The 15,045-nt window shown below is 42.4% G+C and carries 12 protein-coding genes; 6 read left to right on the top strand and 6 right to left on the bottom strand.

Going from position 1 to position 15,045, the window contains the following annotated elements; all coding sequences use genetic code 11:
- Positions 1 to 105: 105 nt before the first annotated feature.
- Positions 106 to 2,007, bottom strand: coding sequence for a class I SAM-dependent methyltransferase (locus H6S82_RS01265; RefSeq protein ID WP_190467649.1), 1,902 nt, complete (start codon positions 2,005 to 2,007; stop codon positions 106 to 108).
- 63 nt (positions 2,008 to 2,070) lie between these two features.
- On the bottom strand, positions 2,071 to 2,322 hold the full coding sequence (locus H6S82_RS01260) for a Nif11-like leader peptide family natural product precursor (protein WP_190467646.1): 252 nt from the start codon (positions 2,320 to 2,322) through the stop codon (positions 2,071 to 2,073).
- Between the two features lie 241 nt (positions 2,323 to 2,563).
- Between H6S82_RS01260 and H6S82_RS01255 the strand changes: the two genes are divergently transcribed.
- Positions 2,564 to 3,799 (top strand): DUF917 domain-containing protein, encoded by a 1,236-nt coding sequence (locus tag H6S82_RS01255; protein ID WP_190467642.1) that lies wholly within the window; start codon positions 2,564 to 2,566, stop codon positions 3,797 to 3,799.
- A gap of 16 nt (positions 3,800 to 3,815) precedes the next feature.
- Here H6S82_RS01255 and H6S82_RS01250 read toward each other — a convergent pair whose 3' ends face one another.
- From H6S82_RS01250 to H6S82_RS01240, 3 genes are all read right to left on the bottom strand, one after another.
- Entirely contained in the window at positions 3,816 to 3,965 is a 150-nt protein-coding gene (locus tag H6S82_RS01250) for a hypothetical protein (protein ID WP_190467639.1), read from the bottom strand.
- Positions 3,966 to 4,059: 94 nt separating this feature from the next.
- The gene (locus H6S82_RS01245; RefSeq protein WP_190467636.1) at positions 4,060 to 4,977 is read right to left on the bottom strand and encodes a ParB/RepB/Spo0J family partition protein; all 918 of its coding nucleotides are present in this window, start codon (positions 4,975 to 4,977) and stop codon (positions 4,060 to 4,062) included.
- A gap of 368 nt (positions 4,978 to 5,345) precedes the next feature.
- On the bottom strand, positions 5,346 to 5,600 hold the full coding sequence (locus tag H6S82_RS01240; protein ID WP_199315396.1) for a hypothetical protein: 255 nt from the start codon (positions 5,598 to 5,600) through the stop codon (positions 5,346 to 5,348).
- A 38-nt stretch (positions 5,601 to 5,638) separates the two neighbouring features.
- Between H6S82_RS01240 and H6S82_RS01235 the strand changes: the two genes are divergently transcribed.
- The gene (locus H6S82_RS01235; protein WP_190467634.1) at positions 5,639 to 6,250 is read left to right on the top strand and encodes an HD domain-containing protein; all 612 of its coding nucleotides are present in this window, start codon (positions 5,639 to 5,641) and stop codon (positions 6,248 to 6,250) included.
- A 169-nt stretch (positions 6,251 to 6,419) separates the two neighbouring features.
- Here the strand turns inward: H6S82_RS01235 and H6S82_RS01230 are convergent, their stop codons facing one another.
- Positions 6,420 to 6,905 (bottom strand): hypothetical protein, encoded by a 486-nt coding sequence (locus H6S82_RS01230; RefSeq protein ID WP_190467632.1) that lies wholly within the window; start codon positions 6,903 to 6,905, stop codon positions 6,420 to 6,422.
- Between the two features lie 301 nt (positions 6,906 to 7,206).
- On the opposite strand from H6S82_RS01230, the gene H6S82_RS01225 reads away from it, so the two are divergent.
- From H6S82_RS01225 to H6S82_RS01210, 4 genes are all read left to right on the top strand, one after another.
- The gene (locus H6S82_RS01225) at positions 7,207 to 8,208 is read left to right on the top strand and encodes a tyrosine-type recombinase/integrase (protein WP_190467630.1); all 1,002 of its coding nucleotides are present in this window, start codon (positions 7,207 to 7,209) and stop codon (positions 8,206 to 8,208) included.
- 34 nt (positions 8,209 to 8,242) lie between these two features.
- On the top strand, positions 8,243 to 12,031 hold the full coding sequence (locus H6S82_RS01220; protein ID WP_190467627.1) for a hypothetical protein: 3,789 nt from the start codon (positions 8,243 to 8,245) through the stop codon (positions 12,029 to 12,031).
- A 294-nt stretch (positions 12,032 to 12,325) separates the two neighbouring features.
- Complete coding sequence (locus H6S82_RS01215) at positions 12,326 to 14,443, top strand: GNAT family N-acetyltransferase (RefSeq protein ID WP_206756840.1); 2,118 nt, start codon at positions 12,326 to 12,328, stop codon at positions 14,441 to 14,443.
- A gap of 6 nt (positions 14,444 to 14,449) precedes the next feature.
- The gene (locus H6S82_RS01210) at positions 14,450 to 14,932 is read left to right on the top strand and encodes a hypothetical protein (RefSeq protein ID WP_190467624.1); all 483 of its coding nucleotides are present in this window, start codon (positions 14,450 to 14,452) and stop codon (positions 14,930 to 14,932) included.
- The last annotated feature ends 113 nt before the right edge of the window (positions 14,933 to 15,045 follow it).

Genomic DNA, 15,045 nt, shown 5'->3' with positions numbered 1-15,045 from the left:
CCCCTCCCCCAACCCCTCCCCTGCAAGGAGAGGGGCTTTCCGGCTCCCCCTTCCCTACCCCCCTTTTTAAGGGGGGTAGGGGGGATCGGGAAGGGGGTTGGGGGGTTAGGTGCTGGGCTTGCGAGCCTTAATTTCTCCAAAAAATACTGGCAGACATTGAAATTGGCGGTAATGAAATTTACCAAATTCTGTTAACCCAGGCAATCCATTTTTGTAATCAAACATTGCCTTGCTAAACAATTTTGTGTGGTTAATTTCTCTTAAATCGCGACTGCTGATTTCCTGAAAACCAGCCAATGCAATTGACTCTTTAATTTCGCTTATCTTGGTAGTTTTGTAAACGTAAATCCGGTAAAATTCTGCAAGTTCCTGCTGCTCTTCGTTTGATAGAGACAATTCCTTACAGAAAACATCTTTGATGTACAAGTTCCCCCCTGGACGCAGCACTCGGTAGACTTCCGCAAAGAGACGTTGATGGTCGTAGGAATATCCGGTTGATTCCAAGAAAAATACCACATCAAACACCTCATCGGCAAAGGGGAGGTGATGAAAGTCGCCGATATGAATCTGAATCTGGTCAGCTAGTCCTACCTCCTGCACTAACTCTCTAGCCGTATCAGCTTGAACCGAAGATATGGTGATGGCATCAATTGCAATTCCCTTGATATTTCGAGCAATGTCTATACTAGGGCCACAAACACCACAACCAGCATCTAGGATACGATGTCCGGGTTGGATACCTGCTCGATTTGCAAAGTAAAGGTTGCTATTACGATAGTGGTCTGTGTCTGAGTCCGTCGGGAACACACCTGCCTGATAGGTTTTACCTATATACTTCAAATACAGTGGGTTCATCCTATCGTAGTAGCTACAAACTTGTTTTAAGTATTGGGAAACTTCAACCTCAGTGTCATTAATAGGGGGTAAAATGCTTTGATTATAATCTTCGGTTTTTGATACCTTTCCTCCATTTAAATCACTAGCATTCAGCCAATTATGACCAAACCCTAGATATGCTTTAGTTTCCAATTCATTGCCCGGTTCATAGATAACTTTTATATGATTAATAGTTCTCCAAAAAACGCTTAACGCCTTATTCCCCAGAAAAAGATCGGCTCCTGCCAGATTCGTAGGCCATAATTCTGGTAGATCTGCTTTCTGGGAAAATCCAGGCCAAGCGAGGAGAGCGTTTCGCTTAGCTGGGGTACATAAACCCATCTCGACTAAACAGTCTAGAAATAATTGCCAACGTGGTTCATCGGGAGGCTGTTTTTCCCAAAAATATTCCAAACCAATTCTGGGATGCACAATATCACCAACATCAAAGCTCAAGCCTAGAGTATCGGCAAACTCAGATAAGGTAAAGACAAGAGATTTTAACGTATCTGTTATATTTGTACAGCCAATTTTTACCAAATAATCTAACAACTGTTGTGATGAAATTCCCTTAACAACTACCCTTACCTCCTTGGCTGTGCGAGATAACATCGCACCGAGATGTGCAATCCTGCCACCATCAGGTATGGAATTAGCACAAAGCCGAAGATTCGATTCAAGCAGTGAATCAGTCCGATTGTTAAGTAACCTGAGAACTGTTTCGGTTAAATCTTGAAACTCACCGATATTTTCCTGATTCAGCACTAAGAAAAGACAGGGAATTGGCACCTGTGAAGATTGCTCAAGCAAATCGAATTCTAGCCAGAGACGCTCAACATTTCGGTACAAAACAGATGTTGGATCAATCCACTGCTGGCAAAAATTCTGAAAGGTTCCCCAAACAGAATGAGTTAAAAAACTCTCTGGCAGATTCAGGATTAGTTGAGGAAAACTAACTTGAAAATCTACTCTCGATTGTTCCTCACCTAAACGACATTCAAATCCCGCAACTGAGAAATGTGGCAAGATTTGCGCTAATGCCTGGATGCGGGATAAGGCTTCGGAAGACACTAACTCAGAGTTAAGATGGGGAATAACTACTCTTAGATAATCTTCCATTGAACCATTCATAGACTAAACCTTTGTGCCAAGGGTTTGAAACAATCGAGATGCTTTTAAGCAATAGCAAGGGATTTAGTAATAGTTAACCACTATTTTAAACCGAGCAACAACATCTTCAATTGTTGGCGGCTTGGCTAGACGTTCGGTTTCTTCTTGGAGCGCCTCTTTTACCTCCTCAGCAGTAAAACTGTAACCGCTTTCTTCACCCAGTTTTACCGCTAGCTTCACAAAACTTTCTGTGTCTGCTGTCGCTTTTAGCCTCTCTTGCAGTGTCGTGTATTTCAGGAGGACTTCTTTAAACTGTTCTAAGCTTTCTCTGGACATATACTTCTACTTCCTCATTAAAGCAATTAAACAAGAGCAGTAGATACTTACTTTTGTTGAGTTAGTTATCTACTGTATTGTCAAGATTTATACACAAATTTTACAGAGCATTTAAATGCTCAAGTTTTGAGTATACACTGAATATCGACATATCAAACTTAAAATAGCCTAAGTCCTAATTGTAACATTTAGCAACATCTAGGATTTAGACCCGTACTAGCATAAAAAGCAGAGTAGTCAGATGACAGAAATCAACGACCAAGACCTTAAAGACATCATTAATGGAGCCGCTCTTTTGGGAAGCGGAGGCGGTGGTTCCCTGGAACTGGGTTATTACTTAGCTACATTTATTAATTGTCCTGTTCAACTGAAAGAAGTTGAAGAATTGGGTGTTGACGATTGGGGCGCAGTTATCTTAGGTATAAGTGCAGCAGATGCCTCTTTGCCAGATAATACCCGTTCTTCAAACGCTTCCCCCAAAGTTTTGCTGAATAAAAAAATGTTCCGTAGCCTTAAAGGGGTTGAGCAATACCCGATTGAAATTCAAATTTTGATTGCGACTTTTGAATATTTACAGACAGCGTTGAAAATGGATAAGGATTTCTCCTACAGCCTTGCAGGAGAAATAGGTACGGCAAACCTTCTCGCGGCTATGCTGACAGCGAATGCTCATCACATTCCAGTAGTTGACGCTGATGGTGCAGGAAGGTCATTACCAGAATTAAGCCTGTGTACTTACTACTGGTCTGATATTCCTATTTACCCCTCTACTCTCGCCAATATTAAGCCTGAACAGGATAAACAAGTTAAAGCGGTGATTGACGCAAAAACTTCTTCAATTATGGCTCGATTTGCCGAAAAAATCGTAGGTACAGAAGAATTTGGTTTTCAAGGTGTGATGGCAACTTATGCGATGAACGGTCAAACGATTCGCGATCGCAAACCAGTCATTAAAGGTACAATCACCAAAGCACTGCAAATAGGAGCGATTCTCCGCGAAGCTAAACAAAAACAACTCAACCCAATTACAGTATTAATAGACTTTTTAAACAACGGTTGTTCTGCTGACAATAAAAATGCTTTCCTGCTTTTCCAAGGAAAAATAACTGAAGTAAAACAAGAAGAAGATCCTCGCTTTCAATCCGGAACTTTAACCCTCAGAAATCAAAATAAAGAAGTTCGCGTCGATTATTTGAACGAAAACTTGATTGCTTGGCAAGGTGGCAGACCGATCGCGATGGGGCCAGATCTGATTTGCTATCTCACCCCAGAAGGTATACCTCTTACTAATGCCGATAACTTAAAAGATAAAAAAGGGAGTGAATTAGCTCTGATTGGCTTAAAAGCGCCAGAACAATTGCGGCAGGATTCAATTATTAAAGCATTCATGGATTTAATTGCTGGATTGGGATATAAGGGGAATTATGTGCCAATTGAGAAATTACAAAAAGAACAAGCTAGTACCACTTGTTCGTGATTGATTAAAACATTTATCACTCTTCCGCAAGAAGACTCCCGTCAAGCTGCGCTGTGACGGTGAGAGTGTAGTGCCAGAACGAAAGCCAATTGCCCACCAAAACGTAAGGTGTCCAGAAATAAGGAATTTCATAGTCAACTAACAAAGCTTTTTGAGCGCGACGCAATGCTGAGGCTTTAGTTATCTGTGTGTTGGCAAACTGCTGTTAAATTGGCTCATCAGTTTTGCATTTTGACAAACCTTTTGTTTTTTAGCCACTATCAGTCCTCCCCGGCAATCAAAGCTTCCATTTGTGCCAGCAAAGATTCTAATTTCTTCCGCTTCTTCGGATTCTTCCACACCGAAGACTTCTTTATTTGCTTAATAGTAGTGTCAAAACGGTTCTGTAGTTCCTCAGTTTCTTTTGCAGGTTTACCTGCTTTCACCCGCTCTCGAATTTGACTCAAGGACAAAGATCGTGCAATTGCTTCCTCAAGCAGTGCTGTCCGCTCAGACTCCGAATCTAACTTAGCTATCTCTTTCGCCTTAGTATACTCAATGCTGCCAGAACGCAGAGCTTCTAGAATATCCCCTGGCAAATTCAGTAGCGGAAGCCGATGAGTTCTAAACGACTCTGGCGAAAGCCTTCCTATGGCAGCAAACACCTCTTCAACTAAGAGTTGTTCTTCCGGGCGTACAACGTTGTCCGCCAAACCTCTTTTCACCTTAGCTAATTTATTCAGCAACGAGATAACCGCTTCCCTATCCGTTCCCAGCTTGATAGCCAATAACTGTAAAATCCCTTCTACTTCCTCAACCGGATTCAAATCCTCCCGTTGCAAATTCTCTGTCAGAGCATACTGTACCGCCTGCTCGTCCGACATCGCTCGCACCGTCACGGGTACTTCACTTAACCCCACCTCTTGTGCCGCTCGGTATCTCCGCTCACCTGCCACCAACTCGTACTTGTCTCCCACTGGTCTGACCAAGAGGGGCTGGAGAATGCCATCTTTCTTCACCGACTCCACCAAAGATTGCATTGCCTCTTTGTCAAAATAGCGCCGTGGTTGAGTAGAAGGCAGCGTAATCTTATCCAGCGCCACCGTAGAAGGAACCGCATCATCATCGGCGCTAAACAAAGCGACATTCTTGAGTTTGCTTCTTTCAGCAGGCGGGCGCGTCACTCGTCTGGTACTCATACTTTCGTTGGGTTTAATAAGGTAAGTTCGGGCTTGGGCGAGGAATGGGGAGTGGGAATATTTCACTACTCCTTCTTCAAGGCTACCAGTAATACCACTTCACTCAAACGCTGTCACATTTACTATTCACAGCAGGGGGCAGGGGGCATCAAGAGCAGGGGGAAAGATTAGTGACACTATTTAAAGTGAATTAGTATCAGGCAACGAATTAAAGTGGATTGGTATCAGGCAATGAAACATTTGGATAAGGGAAGGGAACTCAAGAGCGGGGAACGGGGGACAAATCTTTCTGTTGCATTGTCCCGGCTCTCTGGTTGGTAGCCCTCTTCAACACCATAGTTACCATTCTTTATGCAAGTTGGCATCATCTACATCGACTCCATTGCTCGTGCTACTTCATCAAAAATACGGAGAACGGCTTGATTTTTGTTAGGACATAGAGCCAAAGGTTTGCCGTACTCTGCCGCTTCAGCTACCGCTGTCGCACGGGGCAGAGGAGGAAAGATTGGTGCCAAATTCGATAATTGTTCTTGGATGGATTGTAATGGCACTCCCACAGAACTAACACAACCGGGATAATTTGTGGCACTTGACTCAGATTTTTTATAAAGATTAGCGTGCAACGAATTTAGGAATGCCGTTCTTTTTTCGGAGATTTAAAGTGCAGAATCACAAACTTACTCGACAAATCCAGTTCATCATCGAAATCGATAAACTCAAAAGTATTTTACGTCAAACTTTACTCACAGATGGCTCGCGTCAAGAGAACAGTGCCGAACACTCCTGGCACTTGGCGATGATGGCAATTGTACTGGCTGAGTACGCACCCCCAAATGTCGATATGCTGCGGGTTATTAAGATGCTGCTGCTGCACGACATTGTAGAAATCGATGCTGGCGATACTTTTTGCTATGACATTACTGGCAACCAGGATAAAGCAGAGCGAGAATTACTGGCAGCCCAGCGCATCTTTGCACTGCTTCCCGTTGAGCAAGGTGCGGAACTACGTGCTTTGTGGGAGGAGTTTGAGGCTCATTCGACAGCTTCGGCAAAGTGGGCTAGGGCGCTAGATTGCTTGCAGCCCTTATTGAATAACCAACAAACCCAAGGTCATACCTGGCGATTGCATGGTGTTACCCGCTCCCAAGTGCTACATCGGATGCGGGCGGTCGAAAAGGGAGCGCCAGCCCTGTGGCCATTGGTCGAGCAGATTATAGAAGATTGCGTTGCGGCGGGATATCTAAAAGTAGAGCCGGAAATTAGCTCAGCATAGCTGTTATGTTGAGATTAATGTATCTGGTAATGAAGCATTAGCCGAAATCCTGAAAAGGTTCTCTGAACTGCGGTGGAGCCAAGATGCAAGCCCTCACTAGACAGAAGACGCAGTTAGCGGGGTAGTTGACCATAAATATTCCGACACCCTACATCTTTTTACCGATGCTTCAGTCATACAAGGGATGGAAGAGGTTTCCTCGCTTTTGCCAAGCTCTTGAGCCTGGATCTTTTCGCTTGCTCCAATCTTTAAAATAATCTTCTCCTTTTTGAGCTGCTTCCTTAATTGAGGAAGGCATCACACCAAGTCTCGTTGCCAATTGGTCTTCTGGAAGAGGCGGCAGTAATGGTGGTCTGGAGAACGGATACGCTTGAGATTTACCGACTCTTCGCTGCTGAATTGATGCTACTTCCTCTTCCAAAACCATCAGGCGGTGCAATACACGAGCCATGTCCGCTTCCAAGGATGCAATTGTATCGTCTTTCTCCTCTGTGGTTTGTGGGACATCAGAGGAAACAGCCCTAGAGAAAAACTGTCTGACAATCCTCACGAGCGCTGCACTTTCGGTCAGGGATTGTTCCTTCATGTACTCGCGCAGCTTGTTGTGATATTCAGGCGGTAAGTAGCCTACGATCCGTTTATTGTTGGTCGCCATTGCTTATGCCACAGGCGTGCTGCTTTTAAGGATACCTTGTAGCGGATGGTATGCCAACTATGGCCCATAGTATGTTACCGTAGCACAGCAGGCAGAGAGCCATTAGTATGCTGTTAAGTGCTATAGTAGCACTTGATGCAGTCCGGAGCGATCGAACTGTGGTGTGGGTGAGCAGCCAGAACGAGCTTGAGCCCTCGTAATAATCCCCATAACCGGAGTTATGGGGATTATTAGTCAGTCAGCGTTATATAATAATGCCCATCTCTTTAGTGCTTCCTCTTTCTGAGGTGGTTGATTGGGTATGGCACTCGAACAGGATTCAACTCTTCTGGCTGTGTCACAACCGCAGTCACTATATGCAATTACGACCCAACAGTTAGAGGCAGCCTTTGCTGATTTCCTCACTCTTGATGTGGCGGCTGGGGATGCTTCATCGGATACGATCGCTACTTACCGTTACCAGCTGCATTTGTTTGTAGCTTGGTGCGATCGCTTCAATGTCAATCCAGCTACCGCTACGAGGGAAGATATCAAGCGCTATCGTCACTTTTTGGTGGAAGTTGAAAAGTCTAAACCAGCGACGATCGCTCTGAAGTTATCGGTCGTGCGGCGCTTCTACGATGCCGCAGTAGAACATGGGCTGATGGTGGCCAATCCAGCCCTTGGCATCAAGCCACCACGGGAAAAACGCGACCCGGCTGAGAAAATCACTTTTCTGGAAAAGTCAGAGGTGGAGAAGCTGTTGGCAGCGGTTCCTACCGATGGTAGCGTGAAGGCGCTGCGGGATAAAGTGCTGCTGGCAATTATGCCCCTATTGGGGCCGCGTACTGTGGAACTGCACCGGGCGAGTATAGAAGATTTGGTGCAGCAAGGAGATAATCTGGGCATTCGGGTGGAAGGGAAGCGGAATATTAGAATTGTGCCGCTGACGCCAGATATTGCCCTGGCGTTGATGAATTATTTGGAAGCGCGGAAAGCTAGTGGGGAAGTGTTGGAATTATCGAGTCCGTTGTTCATTGCGGTGGGTTATCGGGCGGGGGGTCAAAGACTGTCGCGGCGGGGGATACGATTGATTGTGGATAATTATTTGAAGCAAACGGGGTTGAAACATAAGCCGGGTCGGACAATATCCGCTCATAGTCTCAGACATACGGCTGGGACGCTGGCGCTAAGGGCGGGGGCGGATTTGCGGCAAGTGCAGGATTTACTGGGACACGCAGATCCCAGGACGACTTCTTTGTATGCTCATGTGGCAGATAGGTGGGAGAATAATCCGGCTTTGAAGATTGGAATTAAGATTTAGTTTCTACTCAAAAGATTGGAAGAGGTTGATAATTTTGGACACAATCTTTACAGCCAAAAAAGAAGAGTTGGAACGTTTGAATCCAAATGAAGCGGTGGACTTTTTTCGTAAACTTCTTTGGGCGGAAGCACGGCGGAGCGGAGTTCCGCTCAGTAAAATTCGTGTATCCCATCGAATTAATGTGGCAGATGGTGGAATTGATGCTTCAGTTGACGATTGTGATGGCCTACTTGACAACGGTCTCATCATGCCTGGTCATACGGGTTATCAAATCAAGGTAGGACATTCTTTCAAACCTTGGAAGCGTTCACAAATACAAAAAGAATTATTTAGGGACAAAGAGGTTAGTCGAGAGAATTTAGGTGAAAGCATAAAAGACAAGCTGGACAAAAATGGAACTTACGTTATAGTTTGTTTTGGGCAGGATCTAGTGGAAGGAGAGCATATAAAAGCTCGAGACTTCTTGATTGAATATTTTAAAATATGCGGTTACACAGAACCAAAAGTAAATGTATTGAGTCAAAATCAATTAATTGGGTTTCTAGAACCATTTCCATCTCTTGTACTTGAGTTAAAGCGCTACACTCTCCCATTTCAATCCCATGAAGAATGGTCGAATAATGGAGATATGAAAACCCCATACATTCCCAGTGCTGACTATGAAGAGAAAGCCGCCTCAATCCAACAAACTTTGCGTTCTAACGATAAAGCAAAACACATAAGAATCATTGCTGAATCAGGTACAGGTAAGACCAGGTTTGTTTTAGAGGCAACCAGGCCCAAAGATATTGCACCCTTAGTGATTTATACACGAGCGGATGAGTTGAAAAGTAGTTCATTACTCAACCAGATTAACAAGCGGGATAATTCATTTAATCTTATATTAGTCGTTGATGAATGTAGCCAGCAAGATAGAATCTTCTTTTGGAATAAATTAAAAAATCAAGAATGTCGGGTCAAGATAATCACAATTTATAATCAACCTGAATCTTTAGAGTATGATATCAATTACGCTGATATACCAAATTTAACGACGGAAGATATCCAAAAAATTATCTTAAGATATGCGCCTGATTCTAATGTTGAGCGGTGGGCAGAATTTGCTGGCTCCTCACCTAAATTTGCTCACATGATAGGAATTAACTTAAAGCTATATCCAGATGATATTCTGCGCCCTTTTGAAGGCATTTATGACCGCATAGTAGCTGGTTATGATGACCCAAATAGTGAAGAAGTAAAGAGAAAGAAGCGAGTCTTATCTTACATTGCACTATTCAAGCGGTTTGGATACAAAAACTCAGTAGACCTGGAAGCAAAAGCCATTGCCAAAATTATAGAAAAAGGCTACAGCGATATAACATGGGCTAGATTTCAAGAAATTATTCGAGAATTACAAAAGCGGAAAATTCTGCAAGGTGTTAGCACTCTGTACATAACGCCAGCTGCTCTACATATACGAATGTGGACTGAATGGTGGGATATTTACGGCAACTCATTTAATCTCGCTGAGTTTCTAGCTGACATCCCAGAAAATTCACCGCTACAAGCGTGGTTCTACGAAATGTTTGTCTATGCTGCTCAATCCGAGGGAGCTAGTATTGTTGTTGGAAAGCTTCTGGGAGAAGAGGGGCCATTCCGGGATGATAATTACTTAAAGACAAAACTGGGAGCGCATTTTTTTTTCGCACTGACTCAGGCCGATCCAACATCAGCTTTGCAATACCTCAAGCGAACAATTGCCAGATGGAGTAAAGAAGAACTTCTCCAATTCACTACAGGTCGTCGGGAAGTTGTGGGAGCCTTAGAGAGGATTGCTGTCTGGCGAGAGCTATTTCTAGACGCAGCAAGATTACTGTTGCTTCTTGGAGAAGCAGAAAATGAAAAGTGGGCGAATAATGCTAGTGGGGTTTTCGCAAACCTGTTTTCGTTCGGTTACAGAGGTTTATCTCCAACAGAAGCTCCACCATTGGAGAGACTCCCAGTTCTCAGAGAAGCCTTGAATTCGGAATCAAAAGAGCGACGTGCGATCGCCATCCTTGCTTGCAACGAAGCACTGGAGTCACGGGATTTGATGCGGTTTGTTGGTGCTAAGTACCAGGGATTGCGGAGAGAACCCGACTTGTGGAAGCCGAAAACTTATGGAGAGCTAGGGGATGCCTATCGCGAAGTATGGCAATTGCTGCGCGAACGATTAGACACACTACCAGATGATGAACCAACAAAAGTTGTCGATATTTTCCTTGAGCAAGCAAGAGGAGTGGGGCAGATACCGGATCTCGCCGACATGGTTATTGACACTGTAAGTGAAGTTGCACAAAAGCCTTATGTAGATGGAGGAAAAGTTCTTCAGACAATTGATCGTATTATTCTGTATGCTTCTAAAGAAATCTCCCCGAAGATACAACAGCGATGGGAGCAGTTAAAGGAGCAACTGATTGGCAATGATTTTCACTCAATGATGAAGCGCTATATTGGTACGCTCTCTTTGTTTACAGACGAGATAGATGAAGATGGAAATCGTGTTAATCAAGTGCCACTCAAAATTAAAGAGCTAGCTCAACAATGTTTTTTGAATCAGTCTTTACTTGAAGCAGATCTGAATTGGCTAATGACCAACAAAGCCAAGAATGCCTATCTTTTTGGGTATGAGCTAGGCCAAAATGACCAAGAATTTACACTTTTACAAAAACTTATAGACACCCAGCGAACCGTGACTTTAAATGCCAGCATCGATTTGTTAAGTGGGTACTTTCGGTTTCTGTTTGAAGAAAATATAGAAGCGTGGGAGAATCAACTAGATGCTCTTTTTGAAGATGAAGATTTAGAGGTTTGGATTGCTGAATTGACTCGGCGTTCTGGCCAATCAGATAGAGCAGCTTTGCGTACCCTCAGTCTAGCTAAAAAAGGTGTTGTCAATGTTACTCAATTTGGAGTAATGAACGGTTTTGTTCAAAAGATGTCTGAGGACATATTTGTGCAATGGATTGAATTTCTTCTTAATAGCTCACATGAAGATTCTGCTTCCATCATACTAAGCTTGTACAATTCCCATTACCTTCATAAAGACTTTAATCGCCAGGAAATTCCTTATCTAATGCCAGAAAACCTAACTTTTAGAATTCTGACTCACTATCTGGATTTTCATGAAAATACTGTGAGTAAAGACTATGGAACGGACGATTACTTGTGGAGCAAAATAGGAAAAGCTTTTTTGCAACTATACCCGGAACAAAGTCTAAGACTGGTCGATGAAATGCTCAAGCATTTTAATAATTTTTCCTCTATTGTGCGAGGTGGCGAAACTCAAAATATTCTTAATTATATTACTCGAAAATATTCCCAAGATGTATGGCAATTAGTTACAAAATATTTAGATTACCCCATAAATTCGCAGGCATTTCATATCAGTCAATGGCTACGAGGTAATGACCTTTTCCCAGCAGCACAAGGGATGCTAACAGTCATGCCTCCTGAGAAAATTTGGGAGTGGGTTAATGAAGATGTGGACACACGCGCACAGTATCTTGCCTCTTTCGTGCCTAAAACGCTTTTTCGAGAAGAAGGCCAAATCTGCTTAGCACGGGAAGTGCTAGTGCGATATGGAGAGCGAGAGGATGTACGAAATAGTTTAATTTCCAACTTCTCAACAGAGGGATGGACAGGCTTAGCAAGCCTATATTATCAAGAGAGTAGGGAAAGATTACTTGATTTCAAACAAGGAGAAAATAACGAAAATGTGAAACGTTGGATTGATGATTATGCCTTTATCCTAGAAAAAAGTATTGAGCAAGCAAAAATTGACGAAGAAAGAATGGGTTTTTAGATTTTTAGAGAATTTAGTAGTGAGCGCTGTTATACTCTCTCACCCCATACCCACTGTTAAAGGTTTTTAGAGAGGCGACTCTACCCTGAAAAAAGCCTCTTACAAGCGTCCTCTTGCGTCCATCCGGTTAGCCGCCCACCCGATGAAACCAACCCAACAATCAGGCTCTCAGTCAAGCATTGCACATGAGGTGTAATCAGAATACGGATATCGGGTACTCTGAACTTGAGAGGTAATAATTTGCTCTCAAGCACAATGCAGAGATACCCAATTAAAAGCAGAGAGACAGTGGAAGTGAAAATTGAAGTAATTGACGAAAAATCCCCACATTTACAAACCGTCATAGCACTGGGGGATGCCAATAGAAAGACTGTTGGCTTTCTTGCTGATACTGCTTTTGTTGACCATGCGAGACGCGGGAATATATTTGTAGCTGTTGATTCTCAAGGGGAGTGTATCGGCTATGTGTTATATGAGTATACCCGAAGACACAATCGCCATCGCTTAGTCCATCTGTGCGTCGCTCCAGCACATCGCGGTAAAGGGGTAGCCAAATTCCTTATCGATTACCTTAAACAAATAACTAAAGAATCTAATGGGATTGGGTTACATTGCCGTGAGGATTTTAAATTAGAAAAAATGTGGTCTAGGCTAGGTTTTGTTGCTAAATATGATAAGCCCGGAAAAAATAAGGAGGGGAAACTACTCATATATTGGTGGTTCGACCACGGTCATGCAGATTTATTTGATGCTGCTCCAACACAGAAACTTGAATCGAGACTATGTGTAGTTATTGATACGCAAATTTTTGAAGAAATTTATATAGATAAAGAAACTGATTTTGCTGAATCAAAGTCTCTATTTGCTGATTGGCTACAGACTGAATTAGAGTTGTGCATAACTGATGAAATCTTTAATAAAATAATCTTACTCAAAGATAGTAAAGAAAGGAATAAGCAGCGCAACTTTGCTCGACAAAAATTTACCCGTTTACGCAGTCAGCAAAATTTTGATTCTGTTGTTACTTCCTTAAGCAGTCTATTATCTGATAAAGAGGCAGCGATCGATGAAATTGAGGTGCGTCACTTAGCTAGAACTATTGCCTCTGATTCTCAAGTTTTTGTCACCCTAGATAGTAAATTATTAGAATTAAGTAGCGAAATTTATGAACATTTTAGAGTATCGATCATTCGCCCTAACGACCTAATTACTCAGCTAGACGAACTTCGCAGAAAACTTGACTATCAGCCTGTACGTTTAGCTGGGACTACACACCTAGAACAAATACCAGTTCAAAAGGGGCAAGAAGATTTATTAAGTAACTATTTTCAGTGTGAAGAACAGGGAGAAACAAAGGCTGAATTTCAGCAGCAGCTACGTCGATTTCTTGCTGAATCAGATAAATTTGAGTGTTGGGTTGTTAGAGAAGAAGAAAATCAACCACTAGCTTTGGTTGTGTATGGCAGACAAAAAAAACATGAGCTAGAGATTCCGATGCTGCGGGTGGAAAATAATCCTCTATCAGGGACGCTTGTACGCCACTTAATTTTTAAATCTATATTACGTTCTGCTCGCGAACAGCGGCAATTTACAAGGATTAGTGATTCGTACTTAGCGGAAAGCGTTATGACAGCCATTCAGGAGAGTTCTTCCTTCCGACGAGTTACAAATGGGTGGTTGAAGATAAATTTAGCATTAGCTGAAACTGCATCTGAGTTGTCACAGCGTCTGATTACTCTAGGCTCTACTTTGGGAGAGGAATATCAGATTTGTCTTCAATTTGCAGAGAGTCTTAATACAGAAAATATTCTTACAGATGTGCAAGCATCAGTAGACATTGAACGCTTCCTGTTTCCGGCTAAAATTATTGATGCTGATATTCCTACATTTATCATTCCAATTCAACCCAAATGGGCCGCAGATTTATTCGATGAAGGGTTAGCTAACCAAACCTTATTCGGAGCAAAACCTGAACTAGCATTCAACCGTGAAGCTGTCTATTATGGAGCTATACAGAACCTCAGAAGATTACAAGCTCCCTGTCGAATTCTCTGGTATGTGAGTGGAACACAGGGTGAACGCAAAGGTAAAGGATTTCGTGAAGTCCAATCTGTGCGAGCCTGCTCTTATGTGGATGAGGTTATCATTGGCAAGCCCAAGGAGCTTTATCAACGTTTTCAACGATTAGGGGTATATAAGTTGAGCGATATTGAGAAGGTGAAGCGAGACAAGCATGGTAATATAATGGCAATTCGCTTTAGTGATATAGAGCTATTTGACACTCCTATTATGTTAGAAACAATTCGGCGAATTTGCGGAAAAGATTATGATTTTCAATGGGCGGAAAAAAATCGGAATGAATGCTTTATAAAAGTGTATAATTTAGGAATTCATACTTCACAGAAAAGTTGAATTTTTATGTTGTTTACTATACTTCTCCTCTCAATTAAACCTAAATATGCTAAACAAATTTTCGAGACTAAAACGAAGAAAGTAGAGTTGCGTAGGGTGCGTACTCGGTTGAAAAAGGGAGATATTGTTCTAGTTTATGTTTCATCTCCTGCAAAGGTTTTTGTAGGTTCATTTGAGGTGGAGGATGTGATTGAAAGCCAAGCATCACGTAAAGAGCTTAAAAACTTTTGGAATAAGTTCCAAGACAGTATAGGCATTACAAAACAAGAGTTTAACAGCTATTATGAAGGAGCCTCAATAATTGTTGGTATTCTGATTAAAAATATTAGACTTTTTGAAAATCCTGTTGAATTAGAACGCTTACAAGAAGAGTTGTCTTACTTGCGTCCTCCCCAAAGTTATCGTTACCTGAAAGATAGTGAATATGAGATTATTAAAGCTCTCGGAGAAGATAAAACAGCAATAATGACTGATATTGTGTCCGGTTAAATAATTACAACAGATTGTAGGTAAATAGAGTACGCTAAGGTAAGTAGTTGAATTAGCCTAATGAAAGCTTACTCCATCAACTGTACTGCATAAACTAGCAATCTACTGTTTCA

The sequence above is a fragment of the Planktothrix sp. FACHB-1355 genome, assembly GCF_014748295.1.
GTDB lineage: Bacteria > Cyanobacteriota > Cyanobacteriia > Cyanobacteriales > Aerosakkonemataceae > Aerosakkonema > Aerosakkonema funiforme_A.
The sequence above is the reverse complement of the archived record's forward strand: the minus strand, read 5'-3'. Positions and strand labels throughout refer to the sequence as shown.

Coding starts and splice junctions, on each gene's coding strand:
- H6S82_RS01265 (WP_190467649.1), bottom strand. CDS start 2,007: ATGAATGGTTCAATGGAAGATTATCTAAGAGTAGTTATTCCCCATCTT.
- H6S82_RS01260 (WP_190467646.1), bottom strand. CDS start 2,322: ATGTCCAGAGAAAGCTTAGAACAGTTTAAAGAAGTCCTCCTGAAATAC.
- H6S82_RS01255 (WP_190467642.1), top strand. CDS start 2,564: ATGACAGAAATCAACGACCAAGACCTTAAAGACATCATTAATGGAGCC.
- H6S82_RS01245 (WP_190467636.1), bottom strand. CDS start 4,977: ATGAGTACCAGACGAGTGACGCGCCCGCCTGCTGAAAGAAGCAAACTC.
- H6S82_RS01230 (WP_190467632.1), bottom strand. CDS start 6,905: ATGGCGACCAACAATAAACGGATCGTAGGCTACTTACCGCCTGAATAT.
- H6S82_RS01225 (WP_190467630.1), top strand. CDS start 7,207: ATGGCACTCGAACAGGATTCAACTCTTCTGGCTGTGTCACAACCGCAG.
- H6S82_RS01210 (WP_190467624.1), top strand. CDS start 14,450: ATGTTGTTTACTATACTTCTCCTCTCAATTAAACCTAAATATGCTAAA.